Annotated in this window: 19 protein-coding genes and 1 tRNA gene; 7 read left to right on the top strand and 13 right to left on the bottom strand. The window is 62.7% G+C overall.

Translation table 11 applies throughout. The features are described 5' to 3' along the window. Positions 1-92: 92 nt before the first annotated feature. From V9L18_RS12880 to rpsB, 5 genes are all read right to left on the bottom strand, one after another. Positions 93-1,016 carry a phosphatidate cytidylyltransferase gene (locus V9L18_RS12880; protein WP_337347564.1) on the bottom strand — a complete coding sequence of 308 codons (924 nt, stop codon included), beginning with the start codon at positions 1,014-1,016 and terminating at the stop codon, positions 93-95. Then, positions 1,016-1,573 (bottom strand): ribosome recycling factor, encoded by a 558-nt coding sequence (gene frr, locus V9L18_RS12875; RefSeq protein ID WP_337347563.1) that lies wholly within the window; start codon positions 1,571-1,573, stop codon positions 1,016-1,018. The genes V9L18_RS12880 and frr overlap by 1 nt, the downstream gene beginning before the upstream one ends. Positions 1,574-1,700: 127 nt before the next feature. Then, positions 1,701-2,438 (bottom strand): UMP kinase, encoded by a 738-nt coding sequence (gene pyrH / locus V9L18_RS12870; RefSeq protein ID WP_337347562.1) that lies wholly within the window; start codon positions 2,436-2,438, stop codon positions 1,701-1,703. Positions 2,439-2,567: 129 nt separating this feature from the next. Further along, positions 2,568-3,404 (bottom strand): translation elongation factor Ts, encoded by an 837-nt coding sequence (tsf, locus tag V9L18_RS12865; RefSeq protein ID WP_337347561.1) that lies wholly within the window; start codon positions 3,402-3,404, stop codon positions 2,568-2,570. 129 nt (positions 3,405-3,533) lie between these two features. After that, positions 3,534-4,415: a 30S ribosomal protein S2 gene (rpsB, locus tag V9L18_RS12860; RefSeq protein ID WP_337347560.1), complete on the bottom strand. Its 882-nt coding sequence runs from the start codon at positions 4,413-4,415 to the stop codon at positions 3,534-3,536. 435 nt (positions 4,416-4,850) lie between these two features. On the opposite strand from rpsB, the gene V9L18_RS12855 reads away from it, so the two are divergent. Beyond that, positions 4,851-5,426, top strand: a complete 576-nt coding sequence (locus tag V9L18_RS12855; protein ID WP_337347559.1) for a M23 family metallopeptidase — start codon at positions 4,851-4,853, stop codon at positions 5,424-5,426. A 40-nt stretch (positions 5,427-5,466) separates the two neighbouring features. On the opposite strand, the gene V9L18_RS12850 is transcribed toward V9L18_RS12855, so the two are convergent. Next, positions 5,467-6,204, bottom strand: coding sequence for a VOC family protein (locus tag V9L18_RS12850; protein ID WP_337347558.1), 738 nt, complete (start codon positions 6,202-6,204; stop codon positions 5,467-5,469). A gap of 100 nt (positions 6,205-6,304) precedes the next feature. On the opposite strand from V9L18_RS12850, the gene V9L18_RS12845 reads away from it, so the two are divergent. Next, entirely contained in the window at positions 6,305-7,114 is an 810-nt protein-coding gene (locus V9L18_RS12845; RefSeq protein ID WP_337347557.1) for an alpha/beta fold hydrolase, read from the top strand. Between the two features lie 39 nt (positions 7,115-7,153). On the opposite strand, the gene V9L18_RS12840 is transcribed toward V9L18_RS12845, so the two are convergent. Further along, positions 7,154-8,344, bottom strand: coding sequence for an acyl-CoA dehydrogenase family protein (locus V9L18_RS12840; RefSeq protein ID WP_337347556.1), 1,191 nt, complete (start codon positions 8,342-8,344; stop codon positions 7,154-7,156). A 511-nt stretch (positions 8,345-8,855) separates the two neighbouring features. On the opposite strand from V9L18_RS12840, the gene V9L18_RS12835 reads away from it, so the two are divergent. Continuing rightward, positions 8,856-9,302 (top strand): hypothetical protein, encoded by a 447-nt coding sequence (locus V9L18_RS12835; RefSeq protein ID WP_337347555.1) that lies wholly within the window; start codon positions 8,856-8,858, stop codon positions 9,300-9,302. Between the two features lie 301 nt (positions 9,303-9,603). Here V9L18_RS12835 and V9L18_RS12830 read toward each other — a convergent pair whose 3' ends face one another. After that, positions 9,604-9,834 carry a hypothetical protein gene (locus V9L18_RS12830; protein ID WP_337347554.1) on the bottom strand — a complete coding sequence of 77 codons (231 nt, stop codon included), beginning with the start codon at positions 9,832-9,834 and terminating at the stop codon, positions 9,604-9,606. A 115-nt stretch (positions 9,835-9,949) separates the two neighbouring features. Beyond that, positions 9,950-10,843, bottom strand: a complete 894-nt coding sequence (locus V9L18_RS12825; RefSeq protein ID WP_337347553.1) for a hypothetical protein — start codon at positions 10,841-10,843, stop codon at positions 9,950-9,952. A gap of 856 nt (positions 10,844-11,699) precedes the next feature. Here V9L18_RS12825 and V9L18_RS12820 point away from each other — a divergent pair. Next, positions 11,700-12,542: a class I SAM-dependent methyltransferase gene (locus V9L18_RS12820; RefSeq protein WP_337347552.1), complete on the top strand. Its 843-nt coding sequence runs from the start codon at positions 11,700-11,702 to the stop codon at positions 12,540-12,542. Positions 12,543-12,687: 145 nt separating this feature from the next. Here the strand turns inward: V9L18_RS12820 and V9L18_RS12815 are convergent, their stop codons facing one another. Beyond that, positions 12,688-15,036 (bottom strand): DUF262 domain-containing protein, encoded by a 2,349-nt coding sequence (locus V9L18_RS12815; protein WP_337347551.1) that lies wholly within the window; start codon positions 15,034-15,036, stop codon positions 12,688-12,690. Then, positions 15,033-16,877 (bottom strand): DUF262 domain-containing protein, encoded by a 1,845-nt coding sequence (locus V9L18_RS12810; protein ID WP_337347550.1) that lies wholly within the window; start codon positions 16,875-16,877, stop codon positions 15,033-15,035. The genes V9L18_RS12815 and V9L18_RS12810 overlap by 4 nt, the downstream gene beginning before the upstream one ends. 435 nt (positions 16,878-17,312) lie before the next feature. Between V9L18_RS12810 and V9L18_RS12805 the strand changes: the two genes are divergently transcribed. The 3 genes from V9L18_RS12805 to V9L18_RS12795 all read left to right on the top strand — a co-directional run bounded on the left by V9L18_RS12805 (position 17,313) and on the right by V9L18_RS12795 (position 18,273). Continuing rightward, positions 17,313-17,504 carry a hypothetical protein gene (locus tag V9L18_RS12805; protein WP_337347549.1) on the top strand — a complete coding sequence of 64 codons (192 nt, stop codon included), beginning with the start codon at positions 17,313-17,315 and terminating at the stop codon, positions 17,502-17,504. A 164-nt stretch (positions 17,505-17,668) separates the two neighbouring features. Then, positions 17,669-18,118: a hypothetical protein gene (locus V9L18_RS12800; RefSeq protein WP_337347548.1), complete on the top strand. Its 450-nt coding sequence runs from the start codon at positions 17,669-17,671 to the stop codon at positions 18,116-18,118. An 8-nt stretch (positions 18,119-18,126) separates the two neighbouring features. Further along, a complete protein-coding gene (locus V9L18_RS12795; protein ID WP_337347547.1) occupies positions 18,127-18,273 on the top strand; it encodes a hypothetical protein in 147 nt (48 codons plus the stop codon). Positions 18,274-18,365: 92 nt separating this feature from the next. Here V9L18_RS12795 and V9L18_RS12790 read toward each other — a convergent pair. Together V9L18_RS12790 and V9L18_RS12785 are read right to left on the bottom strand one after the other, a co-directional pair. Continuing rightward, a tRNA-Ile gene (locus V9L18_RS12790) sits at positions 18,366-18,439 on the bottom strand. A gap of 79 nt (positions 18,440-18,518) precedes the next feature. Continuing rightward, positions 18,519-19,715, bottom strand: coding sequence for a glycosyltransferase (locus V9L18_RS12785; RefSeq protein WP_337347546.1), 1,197 nt, complete (start codon positions 19,713-19,715; stop codon positions 18,519-18,521). Between the last annotated feature and the right edge of the window lie 6 nt (positions 19,716-19,721).

The raw sequence follows: 19,721 nt of genomic DNA, 5'->3' as shown, positions 1-19,721 counted from the left end.
ATGTTTCCTTCAATGCTGTTCAGCCGGATCGGTTGGGTACCAGTCTAAGGGCGCCTCCGGGCCGGCATGGTTTTCCAATTGGGGATTCCCGGTCAGGCGCCTGCCACCAGGACGTACAGGACGAAAGCCAGGGGACATGCAAAGACTATGGAATCAAGGCGATCCATAACACCGCCGTGGCCAGGAAGGATGCTGCTCATGTCCTTGATGCCCAGCTCGCGTTTGACCATGGATTCGGCGAGGTCCCCTGCCGTCGAGGCAGCCACCACGCCCACCGCCAGGACAAGGCCCACCCACCACGGTTTGTCCAGCAGGAAGATGCTGGCCAGCACACCGATCAGCATGGCGCCCGCAATGGAGCCGGCAAAACCCTCCCACGACTTCTTGGGGCTGATTTTCGGGGCCATGGGATGTTTGCCCAGTGATGCTCCCACCAGGTAGCCGAACGTGTCGTTGGAGACCACCAGAAGCAGCATGACGGCCACCTGCCAGGCGCCTTGGGGAACCGTGCCACCGGGCCACAGCCCCAGGGGCGTCACACCGCCAGCAGCGTGCAGCGGCAACGCGGCAAAGCTGATGAAGAACGGCACCCAGCCGAGGGTGAAGACGCCGGCGAAGATGCTGTTGGCCGAGCCGGCAGCACTTTCGATCGAACGCCACAGCAGCACGGCGATACAGCTCAGGAGCATGGCAAAGAGCAGGCTCTCGAGTCCACCGAAGTAGGCGACAAAAGGCATGGCCACCGTCCCTGTCATGACCGGAACAATGGGCATCCTGGTGCCGTTGGCCTCGAGGGCGCGGAAGATCTCCCACACTCCGAAGATCGCGAACGTAGTGGTTACCGCCACGAACCCCAAGGGAAGAAAGAGCAGCCCGCCCAGGACGGCAATCAGCATGGCCAGCCCCACAGCCGTGGCTGCCGGGAGGTTCCGCCCGGCTTTGGGGGTGGGGTTGGCCCGGGCCAGCCTGCCTTTCATGTGCGCCCGTTGTGCGGGAGCCTGCTCTGCCTGGCCCATCAGACTTCGAGCAGCTCTGCTTCCTTGCGCTTGAGCAGCTCGTCGATGCCGTCAACGTGGGCCTTGGTCAGGGCGTCGAGTTCCTTCTCGGCGCGGGTGCCTTCGTCTTCGCCGGCCTCGCCGTCCTTGACCAGCTTGTCCAGGGTTTCCTTGGCCTTGCGGCGGATGTTGCGAATGGAAACCTTCGCGTCCTCGCCCTTGGTTTTGACGATCTTGACGTATTCCTTGCGGCGCTCCTGTGTCAGGTCCGGAATGGTGATGCGGATGACGTTGCCGTCGTTGGACGGGTTGGCGCCCACCTCGGAGTCGCTCAGTGCGCGTTCGATGTCGCGGAGTGCGGTTTTGTCGAACGGGGTGATGAGGATGGTGCGCGCGTCCGGGATCGCGAAGGAGGCGAGCTGCTGCAGCGGCGTGGGTGAGCCGTAGTAGTCCACCAGGACCTTGTTGTAGAGGCCGGGGTTTGCCCTGCCGGTGCGGATCGAGGCGAAGTCTTCCTTGGCTACCTCAACGGCCTTGTCCATTTTCTCTTCGGCTTCGAGCAAGGTTTCTTCGATCACGGTCTCTCCTCAGAAATCAGTGCAGTCCGGGTGCCGGTTTCCTGCACAAGCTTGGTTCAGTGCTGCTGGTTCCATCGTGGGTCCCGCCAGCGGGGATGGATCTGTCCTGAAAACATCCTAGCCGTTGCTAGGCGGTCACCAGGGTGCCCAGCTTTTCGCCGAGGATGGCGCGCGTGACGTTGCCTTCGCCTTCCATACCAAAGACCACCATGGAGAGGTTATTGTCCTTGCACATAGTCATGGCCGTCTGGTCCATGACCCTGATGTCGCGGCGCAGGGCGTCGTCGTAGCTCAAGGTCTCCAGGCGCTCGGCCGCGGGGTCCTTCTTGGGGTCGGCGGTGTAGACGGCATCCACCCCGCTCTTGGCCATCAGCACCACATCCGCATGGACTTCGAGTGCCCGCTGGGCCGCCACCGTATCGGTGGAGAAGTAAGGGAGGCCGGCGCCCGCACCGAAAATGACCACGCGGCCCTTTTCCATGTGCCGGATGGCGCGGCGGGGAATATAGGCCTCAGCCACCTGGCCCATGGTGATGGCGCTTTGGACGCGCGTCTCAACGCCGGCCTGCTCCAGGAAGTCCTGCAGGGCCAGGCAGTTCATGACCGTGCCGAGCATGCCCATGTAGTCGGCCCGCGACCGGTCCATGCCGCTTTGGGACAGTTCCGCGCCGCGGAAGAAGTTACCGCCGCCGACGACGATGGCTACTTCCACGTCAGGAACCGCCGCTGCGATCTGCTTGGCGACGTCGCGGACGGTTTCGGGATCAACGCCCAGCTTTCCGCCGCCGAAGACCTCACCTGAGAGCTTCAGGAGGACGCGGCGCCTGCTCTTCTCCGACTCGTTGGACGTTTTGACGGCTTCCATGGGTGCCTTCCCGTTCGTGAACTCTGAAAAAAGGTTATCCTGCCGGGCGGCCAAAGGTCTCATCCGGCGTTTGGCCCGGCGCATGCAAAAGGGGCGGCCACCGAAGTGGCCACCCCCTTGCAGGTTCGACTAGGAGCCGACGCGGAAACGCGTGAAGGCAGTAGCCTTGACGCCGGCCTCTTCGAGGACCTGCGCCACGGACTTCTTGGCATCCTTGGCGAATGCCTGGTCAACCAGGACCTCGCCCTTGTAGAAGCCCGTTACGCGGCCTTCGACAATCTTGGTGAGGGCAGCTTCAGGCTTGCCTTCAGCCTTGGCAGTCTCTTCGGCGATGCGGCGCTCGGACTCAACCAGCTCGGACGGAACGTCCTCGCGGGTCAGGTAGTTCGGGGCCATGGCGGCAACGTGGACAGCGACGTCGTGTGCGGCGGTGGTGGCGGCTTCGCCTTCACCGTCGACAGCGAACAGGACGCCGACCTGGGCCGGGAGGTCCTTGGAGGTCTTGTGCAGGTACGCGTCGACCGTTGCGCCCTCGATGCGGGAGATGCGGCGGACAACAACCTTTTCGCCCAGGACAGCGCCTTCTTCGACGACGACCTCGGACAGCGGCTTGCCATCGACGTCGGTGGCCAGCAGGGTGTCGAGGTCGGCTGCGCCGGACTCCACAGCCACGGCCAGGACCTTGTCGGCAAGCTGGATGAACTTGTCAGCCTTGGCAACGAAGTCGGTCTCGCAGTTGACCTCGATCATTACGCCGACGCCGTTGGTGACCTTGGCGGCAACCAGGCCTTCGGCGGTGGAGCGGCCTTCACGCTTGGTCGCGCCCTTGAGGCCCTTGATGCGGATGATCTCGATGGCCTTCTCGGCGTCACCGTTGGCTTCGTCAAGAGCCTTCTTGACATCCATCATGCCGGCGCCGGTGCGCTCGCGCAGAGCCTTGATATCAGCGGCAGTGTAGTTCGCCATGTGAACCCCTCTGTCTAGAAAATGTATGTGGTGTACGGACCGACAGGACAGCAGCCCACGAGAGTGGGCCGCCGTCCTGTCAGCAGTTCCGGTGCTGCTGGCAGCGCCGGTAATCCGGATTTACTTGTGTTACTTGTCGGCGTCGGCGGCGGGAGCCTCGGCAGCGGCCGGTGCTTCCTCAGCTGCGGGAGCCTCGGCAGTTGCCGGTGCTTCCGGGGCGGCCGGAGCGGCAGCCTCTTCAGCCTTGCTGCCTTCGAGGAGTTCGCGCTCCCACTCAGCCAGCGGCTCTTCCGGAGCCTCCGTGGTGCCGGTGGCGCGCTGGTTGCGGGCGATGAGGCCCTCAGCAACGGCGTCGGCGACAACGCGGGTCAGCAGGTTCACGGAGCGGATGGCGTCGTCGTTGCCCGGGATCGGGAAGTCGACTTCGTCCGGGTCGCAGTTGGTGTCCAGGATGGCCACAACCGGGATGTTCAGCTTCTTGGCTTCGTCAACAGCAAGGTGTTCCTTCTTGGTGTCCACGATCCAGAGCACCGAGGGTGCCTTGGTCAGGTTGCGGATACCGCCGAGGTTGGTCTCAAGCTTGGTGAGTTCGCGGCGAAGGAGCAGCAGTTCCTTCTTGGTGTATGCAGAGCCGGCGACGTCGTCGAAGTCGATCTCTTCCAGTTCCTTCATGCGCTGGATGCGCTTGGAGACGGTCTGGAAGTTGGTCAGCATACCGCCGAGCCAGCGCTGGTTCACGTAGGGCTGGCCAACGCGGGTAGCCTGCTCAGCAATTGCTTCCTGGGCCTGCTTCTTGGTGCCGACGAAGAGTACGGTGCCGCCGTGTGCAACGGTGGCCTTGACGAACTCGTAGGCGCGGTCGATGTAGGACAGCGACTGCTGGAGGTCAATGATGTAGATGCCATTGCGTTCCGTGAAGATGAATCGCTTCATCTTCGGGTTCCAACGGCGGGTCTGGTGTCCAAAGTGGACGCCGCTGTCAAGCAGCTGGCGCATAGTTACGACGGGCATGCCGGCGCTCCTTCCGGCAGGTCATTCATGAGAAGGCCCTGAGGCCCTCTTACCCTGCCAATAGTTGACGGTTGTTAGCGTAGTCCGGGACGGACCGTGCTCCTGGCATCCCTTGCACTTCCCATCAGGACCATGGGGCCCTGACCGCGGGAGGCACAAGCCTCCTCACACGAAGCCGGGGGCGACAGATGAGGAGGGCTGGATGCGCGTAGTCAGCTGCTGCTCCCCCGCACCTCTGAATGAGACGTGCTGACGCATAGCGGACACACGGATTTCCCGCTGACACGACAAACGTTGAGGGCACAGCAAACTGCTCCACCAAGTGTACTACAGGCACCCCGATCCTCCGGACATCGTGGAGGCCACCGCAGAGCGTTTTCCACATAGCCAAAGCGGTCCCTGCCGCAGGTTGGAATGCAGCGGCATGCTGGGCGGATGAAAGCTCCAGCGTTGCTCGCCGCGGTCCTGCTGCTTCCGGCATCCATCGCGCCATCCGGAGAGGTTCTCACCGCCGGCCCGGCCCCCGTCCCGGGAGGCCGGATTCCGGTTCTTCCGGCATCTGCCGGACGAATGCCGGCCGAGCCGGCCTGGGAGTGGCCCCTCGCGCCAAGGCCTCGGGTGCTGCGCGCGTTTGATCCTCCGGACAAGCCATGGATGAGCGGGCATCGCGGGGTGGACCTCGGAGCCGCGCACGACGGCATTCCGGTTACCACGCCCGAGTCGGGCACCGTCAGTTTTGTGGGCGTGGTGGTGGACCGGCCGGTGGTCACCATAGATCACGGGAACGGACTCCGCAGCAGTTTCGAACCCGTGGACAGCTCGCTGCGGGCCGGAGACGCGGTGGCCAAAGGGGACACGATCGGCACCCTGCTGCCGGGACACTGTGGCACCCGGCCGTGTGTCCATTGGGGCGTCCGGCGGGGGGAGGAATACCTCAATCCACTTCGTTTCGTTGTGGACCTCAGGCCATCCGTCCTGCTTCCCCTTGGCCCCGGCCAAGGAACGCATTGAGGAGCCTGGGCCGCGTGGTCAGGAGTTCGGGGGCTTTGCCTCAGCCCGGGGTGAGGACGCAGAACTCGTTGCCCTCCGGGTCGGCGAGGCAGACCCAGGGCACATCGCCCTGGCCGAGGTCGGCCTCGGTGGCACCCAGGGCCCTCAGCCGGGCCACCTCCGCCGCTTGATCGTCACCGGGGTACGGCATCAGGTCGAGATGGACACGGTTCCACACCGTCTCCTCGCCGGTCGTACGAAGCAACTCCAAGTACGGCCCCACACCCTCGGCCGAACGCAGCCTCGCGTGGTCGTCGTTTACTTCGTGAAGGGTCCAGTCCGTAGCTTCGCTCCAAAACCGGGCCATGGCCCGCGGATCCGCGCAGTTGACCACCACCGTGGCGATCGGCCCGGTGTCCCGGTAGAGCTCCCGAGGCTCCAGCACGCAGAACACATTGCCCTCCGGGTCGGCCAGGACCTTCCACGGCACATCACCCTGACCAATATCCGCAGGCGTTGCGCCGAGTTCAAGCAGGCGCGAGACAAGCTCCTTCTGATGCGCCACCGAGGTGGTGGCGAGATCGATGTGAGTGCGGTACCTCACCGTCTCAGGGTCCGGGACTGTGACCACATCTACACAGACCGCGGCGGGGTCCGGCCAGGCGAAGCCCACAGGCTCCACATTGGTCACGCCGGGCCCCTCGCTGGAAACACCCCAGCCAAGCGCCTCCGCCCAAAACCGGCCGAGGGACGAATCATCCCGAGCCTTGAAATTCACCTGAACAAGTCGCAGTGCCATAACTCCCGATCCTAGTACCGAGGCAACCTGGCCCAGTTTCTGGCACCCTTGACTGCCGCCGAGCGTTGCCGGCTTGTTGAGCGGATGCCACAATGCGTAGGTGGGCGCAGTTACGGTGACGGGCCTCGAGATTACCTACCAGCGAGCAGGATCAGGGGAACCACTCATCCTTCTCCATGGCGGCTTTGGATTCGACAGCCGATCCTGGGGCCCGCAGCTCGACGGCCTCGATGACGAGTTTGACGTCATCGCTTGGGACGCTCCGGGCTGTGGAGGATCCGCGGATCCGCCTGAGTCCTTCTCCATGGATCACTACGCGGACAGCCTTGCCGAGTTCGTGAGGGCGATCGGCCTGACACGCCCGCACCTCCTTGGCCTTTCGTTCGGTGGCGCGCTCGCCCTGGCCCTCTATGCGCGACATCCCGCCCTGCCCAGGAGCCTGATCCTGGCCGGGGCGTACGCCGGGTGGGCCGGCTCCCTGCCGCCTGACGAGGTGCAGCGGCGAGTCCAGCGGATCAGCGAGGAAGTTGCCCAGCCGCCCGAGGAATGGCTGCCCAAGTACCTGCCGGGCATGCTCACCGCGTCTGCCCCTCGAGAAATGGCCGAACAGACACTCGCGCTGATGTCCGATATCCATCCGCGTGCCAGTCTGACGATGCTCCGAGCCATGGCGGATGCCGATCTTCGAGGCATACTCCCTGCCATTGATGTCCCGACGCTGGTGCTTCATGGCGAACTCGACGAGCGATCGCCGCTGGCTGTCGGGAAAGAACTGCACACGAAGATCCCCGCATCGCAGTTCGTCGTACTCCCCGGCGTCGGGCACCTGAGCAACATAGAGGCCGCCGACGCCTTCAACCTCGCCGTAAGGACGTTCCTTCGTTCGCTCAGCGGGCCCACCAGGCTTTGACCGGCAGCCAGCCTGCTTCAGGCTTTGCCTGGCCGGAGCTTAGACGATTGCGGAAATGCCCGTGATGGCGCGTCCGGTTACCAGGGTATTGACCTCATGCGTGCCCTCGTACGAGTAGATGGCCTCCGCGTCTGCGAAGATCTTGGCCATCTCGAAGTCAGTGACGATCCCGTTTCCGCCCAGGAGGCTCCGCCCGATCCCTACGCTTTCGCGCATCCTGGCCGTCGTAAAGGCCTTGGCCAGCGCCGACTGCTCGTCCTTGGCCTGGCCGGCGTCCTCGAGCTGGGAGAGCCGGACCATCATGCCCAGGGAGCTGACGGCGTTCCCCAGGATCTGCACCAGCTGGCTCTGGACCAGCTGGAACGATGCCAGGGGGCGGCCGAACTGGTGGCGCTCCACGGCGTAGCGGCGGGCTACGTCAAAAGCGGCCAACTGCTGGCCAACGGCCTGCCAGGCAACACCGAGGCGGGTGACCTTGAGGACCTTGTTGGTGTCACGGAAGCTGTTGGCGTTGGCGAGCTTGAAGAAGTCCGGCACCACCACGCTGTCCAGGCTGATGTCGGCGTTCTGGACGGTGCGCAGCGAGATCTTGTTTTCGATCTTGGTGGCAGTGAAGCCGGGGAGCTTTGTATCCACCAGGAAGCCCTTGACCTGGTTGTCGGCGAGGTCCCGTGCGTAGATGACAACCCAGTCCGAAAAAGTAGCGTTGCCGATCCACCGCTTGGCGCCATTGAGGATCCACGAGTCGCCTTCGCGCCGGGCTGTGGTGCGGGTCCCTCCGGCCACGTCCGAACCACCCAGCGGCTCAGTCAGGCCGAAGGCCCCGATCTTCTTCAGCGAATAGATGTCGGGAAGCCAGACATCCTGCTGTTCCTGAGAGGCCAGCGCCTCAATGGAACCGGTGAAGAGGCCATCGTGGACTCCCATAAACGTCGAGATGGAGGTGTCGGCCCGGGTGACTTCCGCGTGCATCAGGCCAGCGAAGAGATTGGAGTGCCCTTGGCGCCTGACCGGGCTGACCAGGTCGATCTCGGCCAGCCTGGGAATGAGTTCCATCGGGAATTCGCCCCTGTTCCAGCAGTCCACGGCGATCGGGCGGACTTCGCGGGCCAGGAAGTCCCGCACTTCCGCGAGCCGGTCCTGCTCTTTGCCGGTGAGGAGCTGTTCAAAAGCGAAAAAGTCACCGTCGGCGTAGGGAAGGTCGTTGATGTCAATGGATTTCCTGGACATGTTTTCCTCGCTGGGGATCAGTGCTGGCGGAAGGGCTATTAGGGATGGATGTCCCCGGAGTAAGTTACTGGTGAGTAACATACCGCATTGTCGGCCTTAAACAAAAGAAGCCGCGGCCTGATGTGGCCACGGTCCTCCGGCGGCATCCAGCCATGCCGCGCTCTCATGTAGATCATCATCAAAGAGCCCCGCGTAAGTATCCAGCGTAAGAACTGCTGTGGCATGGCCCGCTATCCGCTGCACAACGTCCACATTTGAGCCTACGCGGACATGCAGGCTAACAGCAGTGGGCAGGAGGTCATGCGGCGTCAGGGTAGGCAAGCCCTTTAGAGCGGCGCGGGGTGGCCGTCCAGTCAACCCGGGGAAAGCTGTTCACTCTGGCCCTGGTTCAGGTATTGCCCTGATCACCCGGGAGGAGTGCAATAGTACGAAGACACCACCGAGCGGGAGCCGCCATGATAGTCCGGGACACTTTTGTCATCCCAAGCTCAATATGGCTCGGTGCGACGTCATGAAAATGAAGGAGCATGCCGGTCTCATCTGGGGCCTTATAGGTGCAGCCATCGCAGTCTTGGGGACGATCAAGACGCTCCTGTCCATCTCGACCGGTAACGATTTCAGCCTGCAGAAGGCCGGCTTCTACGTGGGAGCCACTGCCGTGATCATTTACTTCGGCGCCTTTATGGCGATAATCGTCGCTGCCATTCTCCTTATGATCGCCAAGCTGATGGTAGGCGAGGAAAAGAGCGAGGGTGACTCCGTCATGTATCCAGTTCTGTGGGTCGCGGGAGCTGTGGGCCTGTGGTTCGCCGGGGCGATAGTGTTCTCAGACTGGCTGAAATACGAGGATACCGATGCTTTTGGCCAGGGCGCTTTTGCGCTTCTTGGCCTTGCGGCCCTAGCCGGAACAATTTATATGTGGCGCCAGAAGACGAAAACGGCGCAGACGGAACAGTAGGCCTCGCCCTGGGTGCGCATGCGCCTGCTTTAGCCTTACCCCACCCCACCTCCACTGGACGGCGGCATCGCTGGCGTGCAGACCTGCGCGTCGATTGCTTCCTGGTTTGCGTCCTACGGCTCGACAGTCTTTCGGTGCTGGAATACCGTGGCAGCAGAGCCAATCTTTGAGGTCTGGGTTCGCCCAGTGCTGCGGGAGCCGTGCCAGGCATGGGTGCAGGCGGCAGGCCCGTAACCGTGACCGCCGTCTCCGAAGGTGGCATCACGCCGCGGTCCCTGGACGGCGTCCGCTGGTCAACGACCTACCCGAAGGCCTGCCGTTCGGTGGCCTTCTCCTCGCAAGTCTCGGAGCAGAAGCCGCCGTCGAGTCGTGGCATGTGCCGGCAGTAGAGGCAAAGCGAACCGCGCTGCTCGAACCAGCGCGCAATGCGATGGACCACAGGCAGTTCGGTTGGGCTGGTGGCTGTATCGCCGACCAAGCCCGTCCGCCAAGGCGTCCCAGGGACGTGGCGGCCAGGTTTCATGACGCTCACGAGCGAAGTATATCCACGCGATGGACATTATTGACTTGACCGTCACGTAACAAAGCAGGTAGAACGCGCGCGCGCCCGTTTCACTTCTATGGGACGGGCGCCTTTGGTTGTTTGGTTAGGCCGTGCAGCCGACGGCGAAGGCTGCCAGGTCGCGTCCGTTGAAGTGGGACGCGTCGCCGTGTTCTCCGCTGACAGTCATCGATGAAACGCTGAAGCCGGCTGTCGAGAGGTATGCCGCCAGAGAGTTGGCGTTCGAGGCGGCGGGGACCATGGTGTCACCGGGCGATGCGACGATCCGGTACTGAGTGTTCTTAGGTAGGGCCGCTAAGTGGGCGGCCGGGTTGCCAGACGATAGCAGCGCCCCCGCGTAGGCTTCCGCGATCTGCTTAGCCGAATTCTGCACGGATCCAACGGCACTGAGATCAACGACAGGGTCAACGCCGTACCAGCACGACGGCGAGGCGCCATCGATCAGGGTGTTGAGTGACGTCGTGGAACCCATCGACGCCGCGATGAACAATCTGACAGGCTGCCCGGACTTCTCTTGGGCCCACGCCATCAGCTCCTTCGTGTCCTGCACGGCGGCGGCGTTGCCCCATGCGTTGCGGTGGTAATCCGACGATGCGATGGCCCAGCCCTGCGCCCGGATCGAGTTCAGCCATGAGGAGTTCATACGGCCGTTGGCGTCGCCACCCTGGCCGTGGAACCACAGTGCAGTACCAGCGGGGACGCCGCCTGTCGGCAGGTCAATGCGGACGGTCTGGCCGTTCAACCTCGCCATGATGGTCCGTTCGCCATCGGCGTTTGCGGGAAGGCCAGTCGTTATCGGCACGGCAACCGGGCCGCTCGGCGCCGAACCAGCAGGACCAGCGGGTCCCTCGGTCGCGACGGCTGTAGGAGCCGGCACGGCCACCGAGGCCTCCTTGGGCTTGTCGGATACAAACACCCAGGCGAGGACGCCGAGGACGGCAATGGCGAGCGCTGCCCGGATTCGATCAGTCGCGGTCACTCGACAACCATAGCGAAGAGGGATAGCCCCTAGCTCCCACTCGAACCAGCCCCAGCGCGGCCCCCATGGGCCGCGCACAAAAGCCGCTGTGACGCCCGGGGAGAGCCTCGCGCAAAGATCGAGGGGCTACCCCCACAGGAGCCACACGCGGCCTGCTGATAGCCTGCCGGCGGCGAATGTACGGCCGCCCACTGAGGGCCTTAGATAGGCAGTTGCGGCCGTGCGCCGTCAAGCCCCTTTTGACCACCTGCGCAGAACAGGCCTCCTTCCCTTTATTGCAAGGGATCCAGGCCTTTAAGGTTGGTAGGGCTACTCGGACTTGAACCGAGGACCTTAGGATTAGCAATTCCTGTCTTTCGTCCGTTTCCGGTGGATACCGTTCCCCCGTAGATCCCAGGCGATAACGCCCTTCGAGTGGTTCCAACTGATCGTTGTCTGTCGACCCTGCTCGTTGTTTCCGGTGGGTAAGCGGTGGGCGAAAGCCACCGTCTGTGTCTACCCCATTCGATGGAGGGCTGTCGGCAAGGATCTCGGTCGGCGGCGTCAGACGGGGAGCTTGGCACCCGGGTCGCCCGTGACCTCGGCAGGTCCAGGGCGACCCTGTACCGGCGATCCGAGAGTTGCCGCAAGCGTCGACCATCTGAGTTCGCCTTCTGCGGTGGATGGGTGGCGGTCTACGGGCATCTGCTGCGTCCCTCCGGGCCCGCCTACGAGCAAGACATGTCATCTATCGGTGCATCAGTCACCAGCACGCCAACGTCGCGACACCCTCCAACGACGTTGAGCAGCGGTTTTGTCGGAGGTGCCGTGCATCCTGAACTTACGAGACCGGACGCACGTAACTAGGAGAAGACAGATGACTGAGGGCCGGATTACCCAGCAGGACCTGGATTGGTGGCTGGAGTTTGCAACCTCCCGGGAGTGGACGTTCGCTAAGACCTATGCCGAGACGGCACCCCACCACTACATCGTCGAAGGGCGCACCTCGGGCGTGACCCACGAGGACATGGTTCGCGCCGCGCGCGTGATCCACACCTTCGGGCAGCCGGGCAAGTACTACTCGCTGACCAAGATCTATCTCCTCAGCCCCGACGGGAAGTACCGCTGGTGGACCGAGGACAACCACTTCACCGACACCACACTGGTCAACCGCGCAACCACTCGGCTGTTCTACGGAATCCAGAACGCACTCTCCACGGTCAGCGACATCGAGTCGCCGTACGACGCGGTCGCCACTATCTGGGACGTCGAGCACCCCATCGGCTCCGGGGAATCGAACCGTGTCAAGCGGCTCCTCGATGGTGCGCGGGGAAAGTACCCGCCCCACGTTCTCGACATCGGCTGCGGCACCGGTCGAGTGCTCGATCTTGGGCTCGCAAGTGCTGACCGCTACGCGGGCGTTGACTCCAGTCAGGCGATGCTCAACCTCCTGATCCGCAAGCACCCGAAGGCCGCAGCAATCTACCCGGTCGATTTCCGCGATGCACTCACCGCCAACACTTTCTCCCCGGGCCAGTTCGACTGGGTCTTCCTCGATGCTGCGGTCGAGATGACGGCCGAGCAGCGTGCCCAAGTAGAGCACATCGCCCGACTCGCGATGATCATTGTCGACGGGCACGAGTGGACTCTTCGTAATGTGAGAGAGAACTCTGCGGAGCGCGTCCGCGCGGAGTCCAACTCGATGAGGGCCGCGCCATGAACCGGACATCGGAGCCCTCATCGCTGTAGACCCTAGGACTTACGGATGGGGTTACACCCATCTCCTGCCGCCGGTATCTCCGTCACGATGCGCCATTTTGGAGCGAAGGTCGCAAACGCTCGGCTGGGGCGTCCTGCAACGACCGTCAGAGGCCCTCATCTGCTAAGGCGCGCACCAGTCGCACGCAGAGCTGTATCCGGTCCTCGCTATCCACTAGCCGGCCGCCTTGGGGATTCTGCTGGATCAGAACCCGCAACTGGTCATTAGAATCGAACGCCGTCAAGGCCTTGGCGACCTTGGTCTCGACGGTCTCACGGTCGTCTGGAAGGACGAGTTCGAAGGAGTCGTCATCACAGCGAATCTCGATGCGGGACTTCTTGAGCGTGAGGCCTGGGTCGTCGCGGCGCCACCAACTTGGTTTTTCGGCATCAGAACCAAGCGAGCCGTCGATCCAGGCCGCATGTAGCAGCGCGTCGCTGAAGTAGGCGGTGTAGTCGCTGCCGTGAAGCATCCGGAGGCGCTGATAAGCGAACCCGCCGGTCGTGGTGTCGTAGGTGCCGTGGTAGTAGCCATCACCCTTTGAGCTGCGGGCGCCGGAGTAGCGGACGAGGTAGTAGCGCCAGTCGTAGAAGTTGCGGGACTCGCGTTCAGGGAGCCACTGGGCGTGGATCGCATCGAGGGCGTCGCCCGGCTGGTTCGTGCCGGTCGCCGCCCGCGTGGCGACGTCGTCCAACAGAGCCATCAGCGGCTCGCGGATGTTCGCGAGATTCGCCCGAGACCCCGTGGTGAGCATGTCAGTCCAGGAGTCGTCCTTCTGGGAATTTCCGAGCTGGCGACGCGTTCCCTTCCAGCCAACATCGCGTGAGTAGTCCCCTTTCGTGAGCAGCGCGGCGCCGAGCAGGTCGCGCAGTTCCGGTCGGCTCACGTCTGCGAATGCTTCAGCCCGTGCTTCCAGCGTGGCTGCATCGAGCTCGAACGCCATGATGCGTCCCCGAACCAGTGGGTGGTCTTCGAGTTGATGCACGGCGTCAATGGCTTCTGGGTGCTCGTCCAGAAAGGACCACTTGAGGACCTCATCAGCGACCCAGTCGCTTCGGAAGGCCCCTGAATCCTCCAGTTCGCCGTGAACGATCAGCTTCTCGGTCTGTGCGACGTAGGCAGGCATGCGCTTGGAGTCGAGGAATGCGGCAGTGACATTGCGTAGAGAACGCAGGCGCTTGGCGATCTCGTCCTGACTGATCGTGTCGTCGGCCTGTCGCGCGAGCAGGACTCCGAAGAGGAGCAGCGTCTCTTGTGCCGTGAAGTCGGACCCGTACCGGACTATGCAGCCACCGAACAGGTCAGGAGTTGTGGAGAAGAGCGGAATCGATCCTTCCCCGGCGCCGCCGGCGGTGAACAGCTTGCTGAACTCGGCGCTCGGGTCGAGAGGAACTCTGATATGGGTGACGGGATCGGCGCCAACCCACGTGTCGAACGCGTGGAAGAAGAAGTCTCGATTCCGATCGGCATGTTTGTTGTCGGGGTCGGCGAGGGCGAGTCGGGCTCGTTCCTCGATCGGCCAAAGCCTTCGTGCCTGCTTGTCGTGCCACTTTCGGTCGGACTTCCCGTCGCGCCACTCGCAGATTTCGATGATGAAGGTGAGGTACCGCTCAAACTCGTCGTCGATCTTGTAGTCGCTCGCCGCTCGCTTCTCGTACTCCCAGAGCAGGTCGGCCCACACTCCGTCGATGCTCTCGACGAGGTGGTGGTGCCGGTCGGGGTCGGCTGACTTGATGATGCTTTCGAAGTCCGCCTTGAAGACCTCAAACGTCGTCAGTGGCTTCCCGCGCGAGTTCATCTTGATATAGAGGTCTTCCCCGTGGGCGATATCGACGACGGGGAGGAACAGGAACCAGATGGCACTGTTTTGGACCTCGGCGGGGCGAGCTGCGAGCCGGTCCCACACGGCGTCGATTTCGTCGGCGTGTGGGTCGAGCCGTCGATGGATCCCGTCGAGGACGACGAGCATCGACGAGATGGTCGGGTCGTGGCGCCACGGGTAGACGTACCACGGCTGGTCGCTGATCCAGTCCGATGGAGAGGCCGGCCCGCCTGGATACGGGTTCTTGGCGATCGTCTCGGTGAAGTCCCGGGCTGTCGGCCGGGTCGCGTAGGAGAAGCACAGCCAAGGGGGGGCCGGGTCGAGTTTGTCTGCGCGCGAAGCGACGTACCAATGCAACAAGAACAGGGTAGTGAGGCGTTGTTGACCGTCGAGTGGCTGCAGGACTCCGTCTCGAACGTCGCCGTACACGAAGTCGAGACCCATGTGCCTGTCAGTCGTGGCGGCTTCGATGACCTTGTCGAGGAAGCGGTCCCGGAGGAGGCTGACCTCTTCCTCAGCTCGGCCCTGCGCGAAGTCACGCTGGATGATCGGGATCTCGATCTCAGTGATGCGGGGACGGTCTCCAGCGGGTTCGTCGAATAGGCCGAGGAACGTGGTGGGGTAACCCTTCATGCGTGAACCTTGTCGGTGGGAGAGCTGTTGGCAAGCAAGAACGGCTCGACCTTAGCGATCAATGCAGTGCGGTAATTGTCTAAGTCTTGGGGACCCCACAAGGAGATCTGCTGGTCGGCTGCCGCCGTGTAGTACTTCAGGAAGACGTTTCGTGTGCAGGGCAGGATGTAGGCCCCGTCCTGGTCCAAAGCTATGACTTGTTCACGTTTCAATGCGAAGACCGCGTTGTTCAACTTGCTGTTGAGGTCCCTTTGCAGCAGTGCCAGGTTGCCTAGTCCGTGCATGTCTTCATCTGTGGTGTCAGTGCCCGGAGCACTGAATAGTGCTAGGACACGGCGGAAGATCCAGTCGAAACTCCGCTCATCGGTCTTACCGTCGGCCATGGCCAAATGGGCGACGATCTTGTCGATGATCTCCTCCACGTCGGCCCGCTGATCCGGCGGCCAGTCAGACTCTTCGATCTTCTTCTTGTGCGTCCGGAGCCAGTCTCGTCGCTCGGCCTCCTTCTCGAACGCTTCCGAGTTCTGAGCGTGGATGTGTTCCAGCGACCAGTTATCGACGTAGGCGTGGAACGAGAAGCGGCTCCCGATATCGCTGCTGCCGAGCACGGTCTCGACATTCATGAGGAGCAGGACGTGGGTGCACTTGCTGTTGTCCTTGCCGTAGCGCAGCAGCGAGACCTTGTTAGCAGTGAGATCAAGGCGCTTGCGGGTGCGGTCCACCAACGCCTCGCGGAAGGTCGAGTGGGTCTGAGATCTCGACAAGTCGATGAGGTCCTGGATCGAGTCGCCAATCTGGATGAGGTAGCCGATCCGGTGGTAGAGACAGCGGTCTTGGAACCACCCAGTCAGCAGTCCGTGGCGCTCGACGACGTCGCGCCAGAAGGCGGCCGTCGCTGTCGACCGACCATTCCTCATCTCGGCAGTGCGCCGCGCAATGTCCTTCGAGACTCGCTCAATGTCCTCCTGGACTTTGCTGAAGGTCCAGTAGCGGGGCCGTTCACGGAGGCCCGCCTTTGGCGTCATGGACTCGAAGAGGAAGTCGATGTGGGTCGACCTCTGGGTGGATGAGCGCGTGAGGAAGGCCCAGAACTGCGGATCACGGAGATCCCTCTCGAACCCGTCCCATTGGGCAGCGATCTCGTGTTGCCGCCCCGACTTGCCGCTGGCTGCGCCGCTGTTTGATAGCACCAGAGCCTTGATCAACTCCGAGTCCGTCAGCGGGATGCGATCACGGTTCAGGCGCGTAAAGAGTGCGGCGGCGTCGGTGCCCGGCGGCGCCTCGTACCAGATGACGTAGACCCAGTTAGCAAGTGCGGTGTAGAGATCGATGGCGGCCTGTCTGGCGTCCGGCTGTTCGTCGAACCACTCTTCGATAACGTCATACGCCTGTGCGATGTGATAGAAGTCAATGTTCTCATTACGGCGCGAGAAGTCGACGTTTTCGAGGAAGTCTCGACTGCCCTGTCGGGTTTCGTAGGTGAGCCGGTAGTCCAACTTGGAGTCGGAGTCGGACTTCCTGGCGACGTAATTCGTGATCAGGAACAGGGTTGTCAGGCGCTGCTGGCCGTCCACGAGTTCCCAGCTCCCATCATCGCGCTTTAGCACGACGATCGGCTGGAGGTAGTAGTCGGTGGGCTCTCCCCTGCCGGCTTTGCCCTTGTGGGTCTTGATGTCCTTCAGAAGCTGGCGCACTTCGTCGCGTCCCCACCGGTAGCCGCGCTGGTACGCGGCGACGAAGAACTCGCCTTGGATGAACGGCTTGTCGTCGTCGCCCTTCATCACGAGCCGGGGCTCAATCGTCGCCTCTGATCGAGCTGGTTGGTCAGCGTGTTTCCCCACGAGATAAGACTCTAGTGGGATGCCCCGACAGATTGGTGGATTGCGATGACGTGGGTCCCGACGGCGGGGCGCAGCGCACGCCTGACTCCTGAGAGAAACCGGCGGCTTCCAGATCCCGGACCTGCAGTGCCTTGTCCCGCTCGGCCGAGCTCACCCGCGCGGAACGCAGGCGCCCCACCGGTTCCGCTCCCCGGTGTCCCATCAAAGGTCCCATTGCAGAGATTCCGAGAACGCTGATGCGTCATGACTGAACCCCGCGCACATCTGTTGCATAAGGTCGGCAACCGACCCCAATGCAACGCAACCCTAGGGATACGAGATAGAGGCAAAGCCGACAGACCGCCGGCCTCGTCAAAGCTGCGAAAATGTCCCTATGACGCCACGCCTCTTCGATCCAAACTCCATCTGGCACCTGCCGGCCAGTCCGGAGCAGGTGTGGGCGATCATCGCGGAGGTGTCTTCTTCGCACCCAAGGAGATTGAGTTCGACGCCGGCGGCCACCTTGAAGGCATCGGCCGCGTCACGCTCAACGCAGAATCCCAGGGTGAGAAAACACGCATGGACATCGAATGGCGAGTCCGTCCGACCCAGGGTTGCATGAACTTCCTTTCCTGGGGTGGATGCTGATGGTGAGCGTATAACCCAGGTTCAGGTCGTGTTTGTGGTGTCGCATTCCCGTCCGGACAACAGCCTCCCTGAAGACAACGCCAGCCATGCCTAGGCCCCCACTCCAAATCGGCACTTGGGGGAGAATAAGCCGGGACGAGGTGAGCCCAGGAGTTTGGCGGGCCATGGCCCGGTTTCGTGACTTCGACGGCGTCACCCGGAAAGTAGAAGCGCGGGCTATAGCAACATCAAAGAATGACCGTGGCGCGAGAGCGGAGCGGCTGCTGATCGCTGCACTGACGGATCGGGCGATGCCGGCCGGGGAGGACATCACCGGTGACATGCGCATCACAAAGCTCGCCGTTATCTGGTGGGCGGAGTTTGAGGACACAGGCCGGGCGCTGAACACCCGGCGCCGGTACCGGGACATCATGGACAACTACGTCTGCCCGGGCGTCGGCGGCCTCCGGATCCGGGAAGCCACAGTCTCCACCCTGGACCGGTTCCTGAAGACCATGAGGACCAAGCACGGAAACGCCACCGCGAAGCTTTGCAAGACCGTCTTGTCAGTGGCGCTCAGCGTGACGAGCTCGGATTTGAGTGGGTCACTCCCCATACCTTCCGAAAGACGGTAGGAACCCTGTTGGAGGCTTCCTCAGGCATGGCCGTGGCATCCGCCCAGCTGGGGCACTCCAGCGAGAACGTCACGCGGAAGCACTACGTCCAGAAGACCCACGAGGCACCGGACAACACGACTCTGCTGGAGGCTTTCGGCCAGAGCATGGATTGAGTCCGGTGGGTTTCCGGTGGATGCCTACCTCAGAACTTCAAAAGAGAAGAGCCCCTGATCGGCGTTTCCGCAGCTCAGGGGCTCTTCTGGGGTAGGGCTACTCGGACTTGAACCGAGGACCTTAGGATTATGAGTCCCGCGCTCTAACCAGCTGAGCTATAGCCCCGTGCGCCCCGCGGATCCGCGTCCGTGCGGACTTCGGATCCCGCGGGGCAAAAACACTCTAGCAAATCCACGGAATGCCTTTAGACCACCTTGTCTTCGAAGCCGGCTCCCCGGTAGAGATCTTCAAAGGTCTGCAGCGTTCCCTGCATGCTGTGCGGCTCCACCATTCGACGGCTGGCCCGGCCCATTTCAGCCAACTGGTCTGCCGGCAGCTGAAGGACCCGCTTGATCTTCGCAGCGAGGTCGTCGCTGTCGTTGGGCGTGAAGAGATACCCGTTCTCGCCATCCCGCACCAGGTGCGGCAAAGCCATGGCATCGGCAAGCAAGACCGGCGTGGACGCCGACATGGCTTCCAGGGTGACGAGCGACTGCAGTTCAGCGGTGCCGGGCATGCAAAACAGGTCAGCCTTGATGTACGCCTCACGGAGATCTTCGTCGCTGGCCAGGCCCAGGAACTTCACCCGGTCCCCCAGTCCCAGCCGTTCCACCTGTGCCTCCAACGCGGGACGTACTTCACCGCCGCCAATGACCTCCAGATGGACGTTCATTTCCGCCGGTGTCTTGGACACGGCATCAATCAGCACGTCCACGTGTTTTTCCTCGGCCAGCCGCCCCACGAACAGCAACGTGGGGTGCTCGTGGCGTTCGATGACTTCCCCCGGCTGCAGCTCATAAGCCGACGAATCGATGCCATTGGAGAGCGGCAGCACCTTGCGGAGGAAGGCATGCTGGTGCATCGCCTTGGCGGCCAGCGGCGTGGGCGTGGTGATGACGTCGGCCTGGCCCATGACCTTGCCCATGTCCTTCCAGGAGATCTTGCCAATGATGTCCTTGAACCACTGCGGGAACGGCAGGAAGGGATTGAGGTTTTCCGGCATGAAGTGGTTGGTTGCCACAACCCTCACGCCGCGCTTCACGGCTTCGTACAGGACGTGCTCGCCGATCATGTAGTGGCTCTGGATGTGCACTACATCGGGCTTCACCCGATCGAACAAGAGACTGATTTCCTTTTTGATTTCCCACGGAAAGCAGATGCGGAAGTACTCGTGGGTCCACACACCGTGCGAGCGGAGCCGGTGCACCGTAGCTTCAGAGCGGAATTCCGTGAAGCTCTTCCCGTTGTCCGCCCGGCACGCCAGGACATGCACGTCATGGCCCCGTCCGGTCATTCCCTTGGCCAGGCGGTAGCCGAAAGTGGCGGCACCGTTGATGTGGGGCGGATACGTGTCCGCGGCGATCAGGATGGTCAGGGGAGGCTGGTCAGCGGGCGTTGTCACGTGGAG

Source organism: Pseudarthrobacter sp. CCNWLW217, assembly GCF_037203985.1.
Lineage (GTDB): Bacteria > Actinomycetota > Actinomycetes > Actinomycetales > Micrococcaceae > Arthrobacter.
The sequence above is the reverse complement of the archived record's forward strand: the minus strand, read 5'-3'. Positions and strand labels throughout refer to the sequence as shown.

What these genes read in the sequence shown, in the direction of transcription:
- V9L18_RS12880 (WP_337347564.1), bottom strand. Translation starts at nt 1,016, where the DNA reads ATGGGCCAGGCAGAGCAGGCTCCCGCACAACGGGCGCACATGAAAGGC.
- pyrH (WP_337347562.1), bottom strand. Translation starts at nt 2,438, where the DNA reads ATGGAAGCCGTCAAAACGTCCAACGAGTCGGAGAAGAGCAGGCGCCGC.
- tsf (WP_337347561.1), bottom strand. Translation starts at nt 3,404, where the DNA reads ATGGCGAACTACACTGCCGCTGATATCAAGGCTCTGCGCGAGCGCACC.
- rpsB (WP_337347560.1), bottom strand. Translation starts at nt 4,415, where the DNA reads ATGCCCGTCGTAACTATGCGCCAGCTGCTTGACAGCGGCGTCCACTTT.
- V9L18_RS12855 (WP_337347559.1), top strand. Translation starts at nt 4,851, where the DNA reads ATGAAAGCTCCAGCGTTGCTCGCCGCGGTCCTGCTGCTTCCGGCATCC.
- V9L18_RS12850 (WP_337347558.1), bottom strand. Translation starts at nt 6,204, where the DNA reads ATGGCACTGCGACTTGTTCAGGTGAATTTCAAGGCTCGGGATGATTCG.
- V9L18_RS12840 (WP_337347556.1), bottom strand. Translation starts at nt 8,344, where the DNA reads ATGTCCAGGAAATCCATTGACATCAACGACCTTCCCTACGCCGACGGT.
- V9L18_RS12835 (WP_337347555.1), top strand. Translation starts at nt 8,856, where the DNA reads ATGAAAATGAAGGAGCATGCCGGTCTCATCTGGGGCCTTATAGGTGCA.
- V9L18_RS12820 (WP_337347552.1), top strand. Translation starts at nt 11,700, where the DNA reads ATGACTGAGGGCCGGATTACCCAGCAGGACCTGGATTGGTGGCTGGAG.
- V9L18_RS12815 (WP_337347551.1), bottom strand. Translation starts at nt 15,036, where the DNA reads ATGAAGGGTTACCCCACCACGTTCCTCGGCCTATTCGACGAACCCGCT.
- V9L18_RS12800 (WP_337347548.1), top strand. Translation starts at nt 17,669, where the DNA reads ATGGCCCGGTTTCGTGACTTCGACGGCGTCACCCGGAAAGTAGAAGCG.